The organism is Microbulbifer pacificus (genome assembly GCF_033723955.1).
Classification (GTDB): domain Bacteria; phylum Pseudomonadota; class Gammaproteobacteria; order Pseudomonadales; family Cellvibrionaceae; genus Microbulbifer; species Microbulbifer pacificus.
In genome coordinates this window covers 3,858,690-3,874,870 of sequence record NZ_CP137555.1, presented here as the reverse complement: position 1 = coordinate 3,874,870, position 16,181 = coordinate 3,858,690, and the positions used below count along the sequence as shown (strand labels likewise).

General features: G+C 57.8%; 13 protein-coding genes. 4 read left to right on the top strand and 9 right to left on the bottom strand.

Annotated elements, in window-relative coordinates; all coding sequences use genetic code 11:
- Window positions 1–42: 42 nt before the first annotated feature.
- Window positions 43–1,929, top strand: coding sequence for a glycoside hydrolase family 3 protein (locus R5R33_RS16385; RefSeq protein WP_318953778.1), 1,887 nt, complete (start codon window positions 43–45; stop codon window positions 1,927–1,929).
- 120 nt (window positions 1,930–2,049) lie between these two features.
- On the opposite strand, the gene R5R33_RS16380 is transcribed toward R5R33_RS16385, so the two are convergent.
- Both R5R33_RS16380 and R5R33_RS16375 read right to left on the bottom strand, forming a co-directional pair.
- On the bottom strand, window positions 2,050–3,114 hold the full coding sequence (locus tag R5R33_RS16380) for an isoaspartyl peptidase/L-asparaginase family protein (protein ID WP_318953777.1): 1,065 nt from the start codon (window positions 3,112–3,114) through the stop codon (window positions 2,050–2,052).
- Between the two features lie 69 nt (window positions 3,115–3,183).
- Window positions 3,184–4,083 carry a LysR family transcriptional regulator gene (locus R5R33_RS16375; RefSeq protein ID WP_318953776.1) on the bottom strand — a complete coding sequence of 300 codons (900 nt, stop codon included), beginning with the start codon at window positions 4,081–4,083 and terminating at the stop codon, window positions 3,184–3,186.
- A gap of 163 nt (window positions 4,084–4,246) precedes the next feature.
- On the opposite strand from R5R33_RS16375, the gene R5R33_RS16370 reads away from it, so the two are divergent.
- Together R5R33_RS16370 and R5R33_RS16365 are read left to right on the top strand one after the other, a co-directional pair.
- A complete protein-coding gene (locus R5R33_RS16370; RefSeq protein WP_318953775.1) occupies window positions 4,247–5,470 on the top strand; it encodes an acyl-CoA dehydrogenase family protein in 1,224 nt (407 codons plus the stop codon).
- A 14-nt stretch (window positions 5,471–5,484) separates the two neighbouring features.
- Window positions 5,485–6,543 (top strand): phosphotransferase, encoded by a 1,059-nt coding sequence (locus R5R33_RS16365; protein ID WP_318953774.1) that lies wholly within the window; start codon window positions 5,485–5,487, stop codon window positions 6,541–6,543.
- A gap of 192 nt (window positions 6,544–6,735) precedes the next feature.
- On the opposite strand, the gene R5R33_RS16360 is transcribed toward R5R33_RS16365, so the two are convergent.
- From R5R33_RS16360 to R5R33_RS16330, 7 genes are read right to left on the bottom strand one after another with little or no spacing between them, the layout of a single operon-like run.
- Complete coding sequence (locus tag R5R33_RS16360) at window positions 6,736–7,515, bottom strand: SDR family NAD(P)-dependent oxidoreductase (RefSeq protein WP_318953773.1); 780 nt, start codon at window positions 7,513–7,515, stop codon at window positions 6,736–6,738.
- Window positions 7,516–7,554: 39 nt separating this feature from the next.
- The gene (locus tag R5R33_RS16355; RefSeq protein ID WP_318953772.1) at window positions 7,555–8,346 is read right to left on the bottom strand and encodes an enoyl-CoA hydratase/isomerase family protein; all 792 of its coding nucleotides are present in this window, start codon (window positions 8,344–8,346) and stop codon (window positions 7,555–7,557) included.
- A gap of 23 nt (window positions 8,347–8,369) precedes the next feature.
- Window positions 8,370–9,533, bottom strand: a complete 1,164-nt coding sequence (locus R5R33_RS16350; protein ID WP_318953771.1) for a CaiB/BaiF CoA transferase family protein — start codon at window positions 9,531–9,533, stop codon at window positions 8,370–8,372.
- Window positions 9,534–9,545: 12 nt separating this feature from the next.
- Window positions 9,546–10,316, bottom strand: a complete 771-nt coding sequence (locus R5R33_RS16345) for an SDR family NAD(P)-dependent oxidoreductase (RefSeq protein ID WP_318953770.1) — start codon at window positions 10,314–10,316, stop codon at window positions 9,546–9,548.
- 20 nt (window positions 10,317–10,336) lie between these two features.
- Window positions 10,337–11,509 carry an acyl-CoA dehydrogenase family protein gene (locus tag R5R33_RS16340; protein WP_318953769.1) on the bottom strand — a complete coding sequence of 391 codons (1,173 nt, stop codon included), beginning with the start codon at window positions 11,507–11,509 and terminating at the stop codon, window positions 10,337–10,339.
- A 10-nt stretch (window positions 11,510–11,519) separates the two neighbouring features.
- The gene (locus R5R33_RS16335; RefSeq protein ID WP_318953768.1) at window positions 11,520–13,673 is read right to left on the bottom strand and encodes a 3-hydroxyacyl-CoA dehydrogenase NAD-binding domain-containing protein; all 2,154 of its coding nucleotides are present in this window, start codon (window positions 13,671–13,673) and stop codon (window positions 11,520–11,522) included.
- Between the two features lie 39 nt (window positions 13,674–13,712).
- Window positions 13,713–14,921 (bottom strand): acetyl-CoA C-acetyltransferase, encoded by a 1,209-nt coding sequence (locus R5R33_RS16330; protein ID WP_318953767.1) that lies wholly within the window; start codon window positions 14,919–14,921, stop codon window positions 13,713–13,715.
- A gap of 170 nt (window positions 14,922–15,091) precedes the next feature.
- Here R5R33_RS16330 and R5R33_RS16325 point away from each other — a divergent pair, with 170 nt between their 5' ends.
- Window positions 15,092–16,096, top strand: coding sequence for an AraC family transcriptional regulator (locus tag R5R33_RS16325; protein WP_318953766.1), 1,005 nt, complete (start codon window positions 15,092–15,094; stop codon window positions 16,094–16,096).
- Window positions 16,097–16,181 lie beyond the last annotated feature (85 nt).

Here is a 16,181-nt window from a genome sequence, read left to right as displayed (position 1 = left end):
TCTGCTCACATCTCCCGTTGTTAGCTTCATGAGTTGTTATCGATGAAATGGAACCTCGGCTCTTTCTTCCTGCTCTTCCTGCTCGCTGTAACCTGGATGAAATATCTCGGACAAAGCGACAGCCTGGACCAACAAATCGCCCAGAAAATCATTCTCGATATTCGCTATTTCTGCCCGGAAATGGATGCCGATGCAGACAGTGACAAATGCAAGACGCCGGTAACGCATTTGCCGGCGCAGCTGGCTGAAATGATCCGGGAAACCAATCTCGGTGGCGTCATCCTGTTTGCCGAAAATCTGCAAACGCCGCAACAGATTATTCAACTGACGACGGATCTGCAGCGAACCGCCCGCCGGTCATCCTCGGGCCTGCCGCTGTTCATTTCCATCGACCAGGAAGGCGGCAGCATCGTTAGGCTACCTGACGATTACAGCACCGCGTTCAGTGGCAATATGGCCATAGGTGCCACATATGCCCGTCACGGCGACAAATACGCGCGCCTCGTAGGGGCGAGTATGGGCCGAGAACTGCACGCACTGGGCATCAATGTCAATCATGCTCCGAGCGTGGATGTAAACAGCAACCCCGAAAACCCGGTGATCAATGTACGCGCCTTCGCAGACAATCCCAAAACCGTCGCGAAATTAGGCGCGGCCATGCTCGAGGGGATGCAAAGCGAAGGAGTCATTGGCGGCCTCAAGCATTTCCCTGGTCACGGCGATACCCACGTTGACAGCCACTCGGGTTTGCCACTGGTGGAACACGATAAGGCCAGAATCTGGGCCATGGATATAGAGCCCTTTAAATGGGTGATGGATAACAGCGATGTGCACATGGTCATGACCGCACATATTCAGTTTCCACAACTGGACAGCAGCACCCTGTTAAACAAGCACGGCAAGGCGATCGTCAAACCCGCTACACTTTCGCGGGAAATATTGACCGGGGTATTACGGGAACAACTCGGCTTCGAAGGGTTGATTATTACTGATGCACTGGATATGGATGGTATTGCGCAATTCTTCAGCCCGGTGGAGGCGGTGATCAATACCTTTGAAGCCGGTGCCGATATTGCGCTGATGCCTGTACGTATCCGCAAACCCGCGGACATCCAGAATTTCCACAACCTGATCGAATATGTAGATAACAGAGTGGCCGAAGACAGTCAGGCGACCGAGCAAATTCGTCTCTCTGTAGAACGCATAGCCCGCGTCAAGCAGCAACTGGTGCGCCCGGAAACAGGTACTGACCAGGCCGTGGACGTCGCACAGTCAATACTCGCCAGCCCCGCGCACCGACAACTGGAGCAGGAGCTAGCGCAATCTTCGCTGGTGGAATGGAACTCCGGAAAACACTCCAATCTAGCAGAAGTAGACCGTGTGCATGTTGTGTTACCGGACAGCGACAACGCCGAATTGCTCGCGGCCCTGCTGCAACAGCAATCCTCCTGGGAAATCACTAGCGGTAATTTGAATACTACGGCCATGGAGAGCAACAAGGAGGCCATTGCTCAGGCGGATCTGGTGATTGTCGGCAATAATTTTCAGCAATTCAGCCAGTCAACAACCGCATCCAATAACAGGCCAAAAGCCGGAAACCGAGCCGAACGCGCGGCTGCGCTGTTGCAATACGCCGGCGACCACGGAAAGTCACGGATCTACATCAGCCTTGCATCGCCTTACGCTATCGATAACTTCAGGCCACTGTCGGACCTCCAGTTATTCGCGTTTCACGCCAACAGCTATCATCAGGAGTATGGACAGAAAAACCCCGTATTTCAGGCGCTGGCCAACGTAATCACCGGTCATAGCAAGGCGCAGGGAACTCTGCCAGTCAGCCCTCTGGGCTATCGAGAAGAAGACCAACAGCGGCGGTACACGTCCAGAGAACCGCGAAATTCAGACTCGGTCATCCCGGCTGCGCTGTGAAAACTCAGACCGCTGCGGCAAGCCCGCCCCCCAATAGTGCTTTCCGGAGGGCAGGAACTAATCTGGCAGCGGCAACAGAGGAAATTTGAGCAGGTTCAAGTACCTATTAAATTGCCCTCGTTATTTGTCCTCGAAGATCGCCACCTGCGCCGGTTGCCCGGCTATGCGGCTGGCCCGGTACATGCCCTTGGTGTTAAAGGTGAGCGCAATATTACCCTTGGCATCCAGCACGATCACGCCGCCCGTGCCGCCCACCGGCAGCAGTATCTGATTGATCACTTCATCTGCGGCCTGGGCAATGGTCTTGTTCTGGTAGGCAACCCGGGTGCAGATATCCGCGGCGACGTTGTAGCGGATGAAATACTCACCGTGGCCGGTGGCAGAGACCGCGCAGGATTTGTTATCGGCGAAGGTACCGGCGCCGATCACCGGGGCATCGCCAATACGGCCGAAGCGCTTGGCGGTCATGCCTCCGGTGGAAGTGCCTGCGGCGAGATTACCCTGCTGGTCCAGGGCGACGGCGCCCACGGTGCCCATTCTGAACGGCACCGGCAGCGCCTCAACCGCCGCGCGGTAGTCCTTGTCCTGCTTGTTTTCCTGATCCAGCTTCTCTTTCGCGCGCTCCAGCTGCTCGCGGCGCTGCTCGGTGTCGAAGATTTTATTGTCCACCATGGGCACACCGCGGCTGCGGGCAAATTCTTCGGCGCCGGCTCCGGCCAGCATCACAAACGGGGAATCCTCCATCACCATGCGCGCGAGGTTGATCGGGTTGGCAATACGTTTTACCCCGGCCACCGCACCGGCCTGGCGGTTGCGGCCGTCCATGATGGAAGCGTCGAGCTCGTGGGCGCCGTCGTAGGTATAAACCGCCCCCTTGCCCGCATTGAATAGTGGGGAATTTTCCATCACGTTGATCGCAGCCACCACCGCATCAAGGCTGGCACCGCCTTTTTCCAGTACCGTATAGCCCGCATTGATCGCCTCCTCCAGCTTGGCCTCATAAGCGCGCTGCTTTTCCGGCGTCATACTGGATTTTTCGATGGTGCCGGCACCACCGTGAATGGCGATAGCGAACCTGGGCGCGGCGGCTTCGGTAGCCGCTGACGACTGTGCATGCACGATCGGGCTGAGTAGGGCCAACGCGGAAATTGGCAGGCTGAGGGCTAGATTCAGGATTCGCTTCATGGTGTTCCCCGTCGGTTTATATTTATCGTCGGCGAAGAAAATAAAGCACCAAGGCAATCTGCGCCAGTGTCAATTGAGTACGATACGGGAAACCGATTCAATCATGTCCCGCATCCAGCGGCTGGCCGGATCGTCCGCCGCATTGCGATGCCAGAAAAGATGCCAGCTGAGGGGTTCCACTACAAACGGCAGCTCAACCACCGCCAGCGGCAGGGTTTCCGCCAGCACCCGCGGTACCGTCCACAACAGGTCGGTGCCCTCGGTAATCCGCGATGCCACCAGATAGTTCTGTACCCGCATGGCGATGGTGCGCTGAAACCCCATACCGTGGAGCGCCATCTCCACCTGTCCCCTGCCCTTGCGGCGACTGGAAACATGGATATGTTCCGATGCGAGATAATTCTCCAGTGACAGATCGCCGCTCGCCAGCGGGTGTCCGGGGCGCATGGCCACGACATAGGGAAGTTCGCCGATGTGTTTATGGCCGAGTTCGCGGGCATTGACCGCCGGCGCATCCAGCAGCAGGTCGATCACCCCACCCTTTAGCTCTGCAGTCGCGGCCTCCCGTTCCACGTAATAGCTGGTGATGGCAATGGCCGGGGCCACTTCCCGCACCACCTCATGCAGCCGCGGCAGCAGCAGGGACTCTGCCAGATCATTCATCCCAAGGCGAAAAACCTTCTGCGAGCGAAACGGATCAAAACGCGCGTTGGCGCCCACGCTGCGTCCCAGCAGGGACAGCGCCTCGCGCACATCCTTTACAACGCTGTCCGCCACCGGTGTGGGACTCATGCCCTCGCGGGTTTTTACAAACAGGTGATCGTCAAAGGTCTGGCGCAAGCGGCCGAGGGCATTGCTCACCGCTGGCTGGGTGAGATTCAGCAACTGCGCCACCTTGGTCACACTGCGCTCGCGATAGAGCGCATCGAAGACCACAAACAGGTTCAGGTCCACTTTTTCCAGTCTCACAGCCCCTCCTCACAACGCCTTCATCACAGCCCAACCGGCATCATTTGAATCTATACAGATGGATAACTTTAATAAATTAGGATGATTACCTGCATTTTTTTATAGTTCTTCGACCAGCCTGTCAATGACAGCAACCGGAAAAATTTCGAGGCGGAGAAAGCCCATGTTCCGATTCAGCGACTTATCCATGACCCTGCAGCACCAGTTGCGTGAGTTTTTTGACGAGCACATCTACCCCAACGAAATGCCCTATCGCGAGCAGTTGGCATGGGCGCAAAACCGCTTTGCGCCATTGCCGTTGATGGATCAGTTGAAACAGCGTGCACAGGATGCGGGACTGTGGAATCTGTTCGTGCCCAAGTCCCACGGCGAGTACAGTGCTTTCGGTGGGCTCTCCAATCTCGACTATGCGCCACTGGCGGAGCAGATGGGCCGCGTAACCTGGTCGCCCGAAGTGTTCAACTGCAATGCGCCGGATACCGGAAACATGGAAGTGTTCATGCGCTATGCGACACCGGCACAACAATCCCGGTGGCTCACTCCACTGCTGAATGGTGACATCCGCTCGTCCTATGCCATGACCGAGCCCCAGGTCGCCTCTTCCGACGCCACCAATATCGAATTGCGCATCCAGCGCGAAGGCGATGAATGGGTGTTGAACGGCCGCAAATGGTTTATCACCGGCGCCCTGTATGAGCGCACAAAAATCCTTATCGTGATGGGCAAATCCGACCCGAAAAACCCGGATCGCCATAAACAGCAGACGCAGGTGCTGGTGCCCAAGGACACCCCGGGAATCACCCTGGTACGTCCCCTCACCACCCTCGGCTACGACGACGCCCCCATCGGCCATGCGGAGATCCACTTCGATAATGTCCGGGTGCCACTGGAGAATGTACTCCTTGGCGAAGGCCGGGGCTTTGAGATTGCCCAGGGCCGCCTCGGCCCGGGACGCATTCACCACTGCATGCGCCTGATCGGCGCGGCCCAACGCGCGCTGGAAGAAACCTGCCAACGGGTGGACAACCGCACCACCTTCGGTCGCAAACTGAGCCAGCACCAGTCGGTGCGCGAAGACATTGCAAAAAGCTTTGCGGAAATACAGATGGCGCGCCTGTTGGTTCTCGAAACCTGCCAGAAAATGGACGAAGTTGGCGCTCGCGAAGCACGCGACATGATCGCAGCGAGTAAAATCAGCGTGCCAAAAATGGTTCAGGACATACTCGACCGCTGCATGCAGATGCACGGCGCCGGCGGCCTTACCGAAGACTACTTCTTTGCCGAAGCCTTCAACTACGCCCGCTGGTGCCGCCAGGCCGACGGCCCCGACCAGGTACACCAGATGGCCCTGGGCAAACAGCTGATCGAACAATACGGCAAACAATAAACGGAGCACCGGGCATGTCAGTCAATACCGCAGCAAACTCGTCCTTCACTATCGACGAACAGAAACTCGCTGACAATCTAGAAAAAAACATCGCTGACTTCCAAGGACCCCTGACTGCGGAAAAATTTGCCGGCGGCCAGTCAAACCCCACCTACCTGATCAGCGCCGCCAGCGGCAATTACGTATTGCGACGCAAGCCACCGGGCCAGCTACTGAAAAGCGCCCACGCCGTCGATCGTGAATACCGTGTCATCGCCGCCCTCGCCGACAGCGAAGTTCCGGTGGTGAAAGTTCATCACCTGTGTGAAGACGACAGCATCATCGGCAGCATGTTTTATCTGATGGATTACATCCACGGCCGCGTCTTCTGGGACCCAGCCCTGCCGGATCTAGACCGCGAACAGCGCGGCGACATCTACCGCGAAATGAACCGTGTCCTCGCCGCACTCCATTCGGTAGATATCGACAAAGTGGGCCTCAGCGACTACGGCCGCCCCGGTAATTTCTACCAGCGCCAGATCAACCGCTGGACCCAGCAGTACCGGGCATCGGCAACCGACCAGCTCCCGGAAATGGACCTGTTGATCGACTGGCTACCGGAAAACATTCCGCAGGATGGCAGCGAAGAAAAAACCACCCTGGTCCACGGCGACTTCCGCCTCGACAACATGATCTTCCACCCCACCGAACCCCGCGTACTCGCCCTCGTCGACTGGGAACTCTCCACCCTCGGCCACCCCCGGTTCGACCTCGCCTACCAGTGCATGCAACTGCGTATGCCTCACAACAGCGTACTTTCGGGATTGGGTGGCATCGACAGAGCAAGCGTGGGCATCCCTACTGAGCAGGAGTACATAGAGAGTTATTGCAAGCGGATGGGACTCAAGGAAATCCCGCACTGGAACTTCTATCTCGCATTCTGTTTCTTTCGCTTCGCGGCGATTTTGCAGGGCGTTAAAAAGCGTGCGCGGGAAGGGAATGCATCCAGTGAAAAGGCGATGAAAATGGGAGAACTGGTACTGCCGCTGGCGAAGATGGGCGTAGAGCAGATTACTGAAACAACTGCGGCCTAATTAATGGTAAAGATTACCTGCGAAGGCGTCGATGCCGGGTAATGCCTTGCAAGACCTTCCGCGAGAGGGACCTCGCGGAAGAGCCCCCACGCGGAAGAGCCCCCATGGATGGGTTGAGGGGGGGCGCCTAGCTCGTGTCTCACAAGGCCATACCCGGCAGCGACGCCGCCACCCAACCGTAACATGGCGGCATCAAATGGGTGAGAGTAGGCTCCCACCATCCACCGGCAACTCAATCCCATTAACAAAGCTCCCGGCGTCACTCGCCAACAGCAAAAGAGGCCCAGCCAACTCCCGGTATTCACCCAACCGTTGCGGAACAAGCCGTCGGATATACTCCTGCCCCCGCTCCGTAGCAAATTCCGCAGCATTGATATCCGACGCAAAATAGCCGGGACACAAGGTATTCACCCGCACCCCATACCGCCCCAACTCCAGCGCCATATTGCGAGTGAGTTGCGCCAAAGCCACCTTCGACACGTTGTAATCCGTTTTCATAATCCCGGTACACAGACTGTAAATGGAGCCGGTATTGATAATGCAGCCCGACTTCTGCGCACGCATACGCAAAGCCGCCTGCCGCGCCACTCGCCAGGCGCCCTGCAGGTTCACATTCAACAGATCGCTCCAGACCGACTCTTCCTGATCCACAAACCGCTGCGGCGTGGTACTGATGCCCGCATTGTTCACCAGGATATCCAGCCGCTCGACCATCCCGTCCAAAACCGTAAATGCTGCCTCCACGCTGCTGCCATCGGTCACATCCAGAGCCAGCGCACGCGCGCGACCACCTTTCTCGGCAATACGGCTCGCCAACGCCTCCAGTTTCTCCACCCGGCGCGCCGCCAGAATCACCTCCGCGCCCGCATCCGCCAGTACCTCGGCAAAATAGGCACCGAGTCCACTGGAAGCTCCAGAAATAAGCGCCGTCTTGCCCTGTAGAGAAAACAGTTCTGAAATCCGCTCCGTCATACCCGCCTCATTATCGGTTTTATTGTCGCTACAGGTCGCTCAGCAACCCTCAAACTCCGGCTTGCGCTTTTCAAAAAAGGCCATGGAACCCTCACGGAAATCCTTGCTGCGAATCAGCCGGTTCTGGATTTCCGCTTCCAGAGCCATCACCGACTCCAGGTCATAGGACTGCGCCTCACGCAGAATCTGCTTCGAATACTGCAAAGTAAGCGGTGCGGCCGCGGCCACCTGTCGCGCAAACCGAGTAGCCTGGACCAGCAGCTCCCCCGCCGGTACCACACGATTGGCAAGCCCCAGCTCGACACAACGTGCAGCGGCGAGCTTCTGCGACAACGCGATCATTTCATAAGCGCGTTTGCTGCCCAGCTGCTCCAGCAAAAACTTGTGCGCGCCGCCATCGGGGATAAGGCTGATCGCACCGAACGCGGAGTACAGATACGCATCTTCCCCCATCACGATCAGGTCGCAGGCCATTGCCAGCGAGGCACCGACGCCCGCCGCGGCCCCATTGATCGCACACACAAACGGCTTGGGTGACTGCTTGATAGCGAGTATCAACGGATTATATTCCTCGTTGAGCAAGCGGGTGACAAAGCCGTCCTCATCAGCGCCGGGAAGACGCTCGGTCAAATCAGCGCCGGCGCAAAAGCCCTGCCCCGACGCCGCCAACACTACTGCTCGCACACTTTTATCGGCGCTGGCCTTTGCCACCGCCTCGCGCAGTTCCAGACGCAGTTTCTGATTGAGCGAATTGCGTACCTGCGGGCGGTTCAGGGTGATGGTGGCAATTTCCTGCTCAACGCTGTACAGGACGGTTTCAAACAATTCCATGAAGCATTCCTTATTAGTGCGGCTCAAACCGTTTCCGGTGAACGGGCACATGCGACGGTGCCCTGCGCCTCCAGCTGTTCTATATCGTCCCCGCGAATTCCGAGCGCCGTGAGTACCGCGCGGGTATCCGCCCCCTGCTGGCGCCGGCCGTGCAATACCGACGAAGGCGTACGACTGAAACGCGGCGCCGGCGCCGGTTGCAGATAGCCATCGACGGGCAGGTAACTGTCGCGGGCACTGTTGTGAGGATGATGGGGTGCTTCATCGGCGCTCAATACCGGGGACACGCAGGCGTCGCTATCTTCCAGCAGTGCACACCACTCGTCGCGAGTCTTCTGGCGTAAGGCATCTGCCAGCTCCTGTTTCAATCCCGGCCACTGGCTGGGATCCGCCTGCGCACTGCTGTTGAACACGGTTTTATCCAGCCCAACCAGTTCCACAAAGCGCGAAAAGAAATGCGGCTCTATAGAACCCAGTGCCAGGTATTTGCCATCGGCGGTTTCGTAGGTGTCATAGAAAAATGCCGCACCATCCAGCAGATTGCTTTCCCGTTCCGCCAGATTCCACAGACCAACGGCATTGAAGCTGTGGCACATCCACATCAGGTTGGCCACACCATCCACCATCGCCGCGTCCACCACCTGGCCCTTGCCGGAGCGCCCGGTTTCCAGCAATGCGCCGAGAATGCCCATCACCAGAAACATGGAACCACCACCGAAATCGCCCACCAGGTTGAGCGGTACTACAGGCCGCTCCCCCTTGCGGCCGATGGCATGCAGGGCGCCGGTGAGAGAAATGTAATTGATGTCGTGGCCGGCATTTTTCGCCAGCGGGCCATCCTGGCCCCAGCCGGTCATGCGCCCGAAGATCAATTCAGGATTGACCGCGAAGCACTCCTCCGGACCAATACCGAGCTTTTCCATAACACCGGGACGGAAGCCTTCAATTAATACATCCGCGGTGGATACAAGCTTCAGGAAGAGCTCGCGACCGCGCTCGCTCTTGAGGTCCAGCACCACGGATTTTTTGCCGCGACGACTCATGTCCTTGGCGTACATGGGATCGGCATTGAGACTGCGGTCTACGCAGATCACCTCCGCTCCCATATCCGCCAACAACATACCCGCCATGGGACATGGCCCCATTCCCGCCAGTTCGATTACGCGAAATCCACTGAGTACGCCCATGGTGGCCTCCCGTTAGCGCGGCTGCATGCGGATACCCGCATCCATACGGATACACTCGCCGTTGATATAGTCGTTTTCCACGATATGCGCGGACAGCGCCGCGATCTCGCTGGTCTTACCCAAACGTTGCGGGAAAACCGTGGAAGCTTCCAGGGACTTGTAATAGGACTCTTCCACCGTTTCAAACAGCGGCGTGTGGATGAGGCCCGGAACAATGGTATTCACGCGAATACCGTAGCTCGCCAGCTCTCGCGCCATGGGCAAAGTCATGCCCACCACCGCGCCCTTGGTCGCACTGTAAGCCACCTGACCGATCTGTCCCTCGTAGGCAGCGACCGATGCGGTGTTAATGATTACCCCGCGCACGCCGTCTTCATTGACCGGTTCATTGGCGGCCATACGCTCCGCCGCCAGGCGCGCCATATTGAAAGTGCCCACCTGGTTCACCATCACGACCTTCATGTAGGTATCCAGGGGGTGCGGGCCATTCTTGCCGTAGGTCTTGCAGGCGGAGCCGATACCGGCGTAGTTGTTGAGGATGTGCAATGCACCAAAGGTCTCGATTACCTGGGTGATACCCGCCGCCGCGGACGCCTCATCGGCGACATTCACCTTACAAAAAATTGCGCGCTCGCCGAGGGATTCGGCCAGTGCCTGCCCGCCCTTTTCATCCAGATCGAAAATCGCCACATTGGCACCATCGGCGATATAGCGTTCCACCGTGGCCTTGCCGAGACCGGAAGCGCCGCCGGTAACAATGGCTGTTTTATTCTTGATATCCATAGCTGTTAGTCCCGGAATTTTTAAAGTCTGTCGACAAAAGGTTTGAAATCCTGCTGGAGGAAATCCCGGCTGATCAGTATTTTCATGACCTCGGAAGTCCCAGCATAAATACGCGTAACACGTGCATCGGTGTACATTCTGGAGATGGGATACTCGTCCATATAGCCGGACCCACCGTGCAGCTGTACGCCTTCATCCACCACCTTGCACAACAACTCACTGGTGACCAGTTTTGCCTTGGCCGCATCCACTGCCGTCAAGGAACCTTCGTTCACCGCGGCCACGCAATGATCGATATAGACCTGCTGCATATCCAGCTCCGCGCGCAGCTCCGCCAACTTGAACTGGGAGTTCTGGAAGTCCGCCAGTGAGCGACCGAACATCTTGCGCTCACGCACAAACTCCAGCGTCAGGTCAAACGCCTTCTGCGCCGCGGCGATAAACTCCGTAGCTGCGATAAGACGCTCCTCCGCCAGTGCCTCCATCAAATGGGAAAACCCGCGGGTGGGATCGCCCAGCACGTTCGCTTTCGGGATACGCACATTGTTGAAAAACAACTCGGCAGTATCCTGGGCCTTTTTGCCCATCTTTTTCAGGTTGCGGCCGCGCTCGAATCCCTCCATGCCGCGCTCTACCAGAAACAATCCGATCTGGCGGGGGTTGTTTACCGGATCGGTTTTTGCCGCGACAATCACCAGGTCGGCGTTGATACCGTTCGAGATAAACGTCTTGCTGCCATTCAGCAGGTAGTGATCCCCCTGATCGATTGCCGTGGCGCGCATGCCGGCAAGGTCGCTGCCCGCATCCGGCTCGGTCATGGCGATGGCGAGAATGGTATCGCCGCGCACACAGTCCGGCAGGAAGCGCTGCAACTGTTCCTCAGTTCCGAAACGCTTCAGGTACGGGCCGACAAGACGGCTGTGCAGGGTGGTGTACCAGTCGCCGGTGAGGGCGTACTGGTTTTCCTCGATGATGATCTGCTCAAAGCGGAAATCATCATCCCCAAGACCGCCGTATTGCTCCTCCGGCCATACCATCAGGAAGCCCATTTCCCCCGCCTTGCGGAAGGCCTGGCGGTCGACGATTCCCGCCTCGCGCCAGCCTTCCATGTACGGCGCGATCTCCTCGTGCAGGAACTTGCGGTAGGCATCGCGGAACATCACCTGTTCTTCGGTGAAATTTCTCTTCAGCATACCCGTGTCCTCAGCGGAAGCTCTGCCCTTTGGCCAGGGTATCGGCGACGATCTTCGGTGGCAGGAAGCGATCGCCATACTGCGCCGCCAGTGCGTTGGCGCGGTCGATAAACTTCTGCAGGCCGTAGGTATTCACGAACTGGATAAAGCCACCGGTCCAGCTCGGCGCGCCAATGCCCAGCAGTGAGCCCACGTTGCCATCGGCCACGCTGCGCAAGACCCCTTCCTGGAGGCACTTCAAACTTTCGATGACCTGGCGGAACAGCAGACGATCCTTGATATCGTCGTTGGGCATATCCACGTCGGCATTGAAATAAAGCTCGTAGAGTTTCGGCCAGACCTGCTTGCTGCCATCGGCGGCGTACTCGTAGTAACCACCACCGTGGTAACGGCCGCCGCGGCCGAACTCGCTGATCAGCCGCTCGCACACTTCGATATTGCAGCTGTTATCACCTTTGCTACCCAGCACACCCATGGCACGGTGGGTTTCCGCCGCCTTGCGGGTGAGCTCCTGGCTCACTTCATCCTGAATGGTCAGCGGGCCAACCGGCATACCCACCTGCTTGCCCATGGCATCGATCAGCACCGGGTCGACCCCTTCCACCAGCAGGCGCGCGCCTTCATCGAGGAAGGTGCTGAACACGCGGGAGGTAAAGAAGCCGAGGGAATCGTTGACCACGATCGGTGTCTTGCGAATCTGCTGCGCGTAGTCAAAGGCCTTGGCCAGGGTCTCGTCGCTGGTCTGGTTGCCGCAGATGATTTCGATCAACGGCATCTTGTCGACCGGGGAGAAAAAGTGGATGCCGATAAAGTTTTCCGGCTTCTTGCTGACTTCTGCGAGCTGGCTGATGGGCAGCGTCGAGGTATTGGAACCGAACACCCCGCCCTCGGCGAGGTAGGGCTCCGCTTCCTGGGTAACTTTCGCCTTGAGTTCAATGTTCTCGAACACAGCTTCCACAATCAGGTCGCAACCCTGCAGATCCTCGTACTTGTCCGTCGCTTTGATCAGGTTCAGCAGCTGCTGCTTTTCCTCTTCGGTCGCGCGACCGCGCTCGATCTGCTTGTCCAGCAATTTCGCCGAGTACGCCTTGCCTTTTTCTGCCGCTTCCATACTGATGTCTTTCAACACCACTTCAATACCGCTGCGCGCCGAGGCGTAGGCAATGCCCTGCCCCATCATGCCAGCGCCCAGAATGCCGACTTTTTTCACCGAGGTTTTTTCAATCCCCTTGGGACGACTGGCACCACTCTTGACACTGTTCATCTGAAAGAAGCCGGTAGTGATCAGGTTCACCGCCTGCGGCGTGGTAATCAGATACGCCAGCGCACGGGATTCGTAGCGCAGGGCGGTGTCGATATCCACGGTAACCGCCTGCGCCGCCACATCGAGAATTTTCTCCGGCGCGGGCAACAGGCCGCGTGTTTTCTTGAACAGCATGGCGGGCGCACTGGACAGGATGGCACCCACTTTCGGGCTCCAGATATCGCCACCGGGCACCTTGTGGCCCTTCTGGTCCCAGGGCTGTACGGCTGCCTGCGGATTTTCCGCAATCCATTTTTTCGCCGCCGAAACCAGATCTTCGGTCACTTCGATAAGCTGATCGACAAGGCCAGCCTCAAGCGCTTCACGCGCTTTCATATGCTTGCCTTCCAGCAGGATCGGCAGCGCCTTTTCCAGTCCGAGCATATGAATGGAGCGCACCACACCGCCGCCGCCGGGCAGCAACCCCAGTGTCACCTCGGGAACACCGATTGCAACCTTGGGTGAATTCCAGGCAATGCGATGGTTGCATGCCAGGCAGATTTCCAGTCCGCCGCCCAACGCCGCGCCGTTGATCGCCGCCACCACAGGCACCGGCAGCTTTTCCAGGCGACGCAGCGGCGCCTTCACGCCAGACTCGATCATTTCAAACTGTTCGGGTTCACCGCCCGGCGCCACACTGGACAGCGCCTTCAAGTCGCCGCCTGCAAAGAAAGTACTCTTGGCAGAAGCCAGCACCACACCGGTCAATCCCGCTTCTTTCTCGAGACGGTTCAGGGTTTCCGCCATCCCCGCGCGGTACTGCTCGTTCATGGCATTGACCGGGCCATCCATATCCATGGTGACGGTCACGATGCCGTTGCTGTCTTTGTCGTAGATAAATCCGTTGTACTTGTCAGCCATTGCTCTCACCGTTTCAAATTTTTCTCAAATGATCTGCGTTCACACGCGTTCGATAATGGTGGCGATCCCCTGGCCGCCGCCGACACAGAGGGCAACCAGACCGCGCTTGAGATTGCGTCTCTCCAGCTCGTCGAGCATGGTGCCGATCAACATGGCACCAGTGGCGCCGAGCGGATGTCCCATGGCGATGGCGCCACCGTTGACGTTGGTGATTTCGTGAGAGATATCCAGGTCCTTCATAAATCGCAGCGCTACCGCGGCGAATGCCTCATTGATTTCGAACAGGTCGATATCACTGGTGGTCATACCGGCTTTGGCCAGCGCCTTTTTCGCCGCCGGGCCGGGGCCGATCAACATGATGGTGGGATCGGTGGCGAGCACCGCGGTGGCGACAATACGGCCGCGCGGGGTCAGCCCCAGATCCTTACCAACTTTCTCGTTGCCGATCAGGACTGCGGATGCGCCGTCCACGATGCCGGAGGAGTTCCCCGGGGTATGTACGTGATTGATTGACGGCAGACGCGGGTATTTGCGCAGCATCAGGTCGTCGAAACCGATACCGCCCATGCCGGCGAAGGACGGCTTCAGCTGTCCGAGAATTTCCAGCGTGGTATTGGGCTTGATGAATTCATCTTTGGCGAGAATGGTCATACCGTTGAGATCTTTCACCGGCACCACCGAGCGGTCGAAGTGACCTTCACTTTGCGCCTGCGCTGCGCGCTGCTGAGAAGCCAGGGCATAGCTGTCCACCGCCTCGCGATCCCAGCCCTCGATCGTGGCTATGGTGTCCGCGCCAATACCCTGGGGCACGGAGCCATCATGCACGTTCACTTCAGGATCGTTGAGCCAGGCACCGCCGGCAACACCCATGGGCACACGCGACATAGACTCGACTCCACCGGCTACCACCAGGTCTTCCCAACCGGAGGCGATTTTCATCGCGGCGATATTTACCGCCTCTAAGCCGGAAGCACAGAAGCGGTCCAGTTGCACCCCGGCAACGCTTTCATCCCAGTCGGCGAACTGCACGATGGTCTTGGCAATATCGCCACCCTGCTCGCCCACCGGGGAGACACACCCCATCACCACGTCATCGACGCGGCTGGTGTCAAGGTCAAAGCGGCTCTGCAACTCCCGCAGCAGCCCCGCCCCCAGAGCAACTGGCTTTACCTCGTGCAGGGAGCCATCTTTTTTACCTTTGCCCCGCGGAGTGCGGATAGCGTCGTAGATATAGGCCGTATGAGTCATCGCTGATTCCTGTTATTCCCAATATATTTTACAAATCGAAATATGAACCTTTTATGCATTATGGTGTGCGAAAACCCGACCCAACAAGAACATACCGCCCCGTAAATTGACATTTTGTTCCCGGTGCGCAAAATGCATTTTTGTGCTCAAAAAATAATTACGAGGCGCAGATGCAGGACTTTTCCATCCCGGTTTCGTTTCTACACGCCGTGTTACGCTACGCCCCAGAACACGGCCTGAGCGCCGACAAATTGTTACAGCGCTGCGGTATTCCTCCGAAAATCCTGCAGGATGAAACCGCACGTGTGAGTGCGCGCCAATATGCGGATCTACAGACCCTCGCCATGCGGGAAATGGGGGATGAAATTCTTGGCTACACCCAGCCACCGATGAAGCTGGGAACCGGCGCCGCGCTATCCCACTGGATGATTCACACCCGCAACCTCGGCCAGGCACTGAAACGCTACTGCCATTTCTACGGCATGATCGAACGCGGCCTGAAACCGCAATTGCTGCTCACTGCGGATATGGCGCATCTGCGGTTTTCGCTCTGGGAGGACCAGCAGCAACCAGAACCTTACGCCTTTGAGATGGTCATGTTCGGCCTGCACCGATTCGCGTCCTGGCTCACCCGTCACAACCTGCGCATCAGTCAGGTCACTCTGAACTATCCCGCGCCGGAGCATGCCCGTGAATACCGGGCGATATTTCTCGGTGCGCCCATCGCGTTTTCCGCCGAGCATTGCGAACTGCAATTCCGCCGCGACCTGCTGCAGAAGCCGATTCGCCAGACCCAGGAGACCCTCGACGAGTTTCTGCGCCACCCACATCGCAATTTGCTGCTCGGCAACTACAACCTGCAAAGCTGGATTGGTAGGACCCGCTCGATACTGCGGCAGAACATGATAGAAATGCCGACGCTGGTGGATGTGGCCGAGAGTCTTGGCACCAGTCCGAAACGACTTCGCCAACAACTGGGTGATGAAGGCATCCGCTATGGAGAACTCAAGGAGCAGTTGCGCCGTGATGTCGCCATGCAACATCTGGCCGACAGCGAAATGTCGGTGGAACAGGTGGCATTTCTCACCGGCTTTGCGGAATCCGCAACCTTTATCCGTGCCTTCAGAAAGTGGACGGGTTACACACCGCACGCCTATCGCAAGAAGTATTACTGAATCCCGCGCGAAAAATATCTGATAAAAAAAGGGCCGCCCCAGGTCGGGCGGCCAAGTCCACATTAACAACAGACGTGTGATGATG

Excerpts from the sequence above, each read along its gene's own strand:
- R5R33_RS16365 (WP_318953774.1), top strand. The coding sequence starts at position 5,485 with ATGTCAGTCAATACCGCAGCAAACTCGTCCTTCACTATCGACGAACAG.
- R5R33_RS16370 (WP_318953775.1), top strand. The coding sequence starts at position 4,247 with ATGTTCCGATTCAGCGACTTATCCATGACCCTGCAGCACCAGTTGCGT.
- R5R33_RS16360 (WP_318953773.1), bottom strand. The coding sequence starts at position 7,515 with ATGACGGAGCGGATTTCAGAACTGTTTTCTCTACAGGGCAAGACGGCG.
- R5R33_RS16355 (WP_318953772.1), bottom strand. The coding sequence starts at position 8,346 with ATGGAATTGTTTGAAACCGTCCTGTACAGCGTTGAGCAGGAAATTGCC.
- R5R33_RS16335 (WP_318953768.1), bottom strand. The coding sequence starts at position 13,673 with ATGGCTGACAAGTACAACGGATTTATCTACGACAAAGACAGCAACGGC.
- R5R33_RS16380 (WP_318953777.1), bottom strand. The coding sequence starts at position 3,114 with ATGAAGCGAATCCTGAATCTAGCCCTCAGCCTGCCAATTTCCGCGTTG.
- R5R33_RS16325 (WP_318953766.1), top strand. The coding sequence starts at position 15,092 with ATGCAGGACTTTTCCATCCCGGTTTCGTTTCTACACGCCGTGTTACGC.
- R5R33_RS16330 (WP_318953767.1), bottom strand. The coding sequence starts at position 14,921 with ATGACTCATACGGCCTATATCTACGACGCTATCCGCACTCCGCGGGGC.
- R5R33_RS16340 (WP_318953769.1), bottom strand. The coding sequence starts at position 11,509 with ATGCTGAAGAGAAATTTCACCGAAGAACAGGTGATGTTCCGCGATGCC.
- R5R33_RS16385 (WP_318953778.1), top strand. The coding sequence starts at position 43 with ATGAAATGGAACCTCGGCTCTTTCTTCCTGCTCTTCCTGCTCGCTGTA.
- R5R33_RS16345 (WP_318953770.1), bottom strand. The coding sequence starts at position 10,316 with ATGGATATCAAGAATAAAACAGCCATTGTTACCGGCGGCGCTTCCGGT.
- R5R33_RS16350 (WP_318953771.1), bottom strand. The coding sequence starts at position 9,533 with ATGGGCGTACTCAGTGGATTTCGCGTAATCGAACTGGCGGGAATGGGG.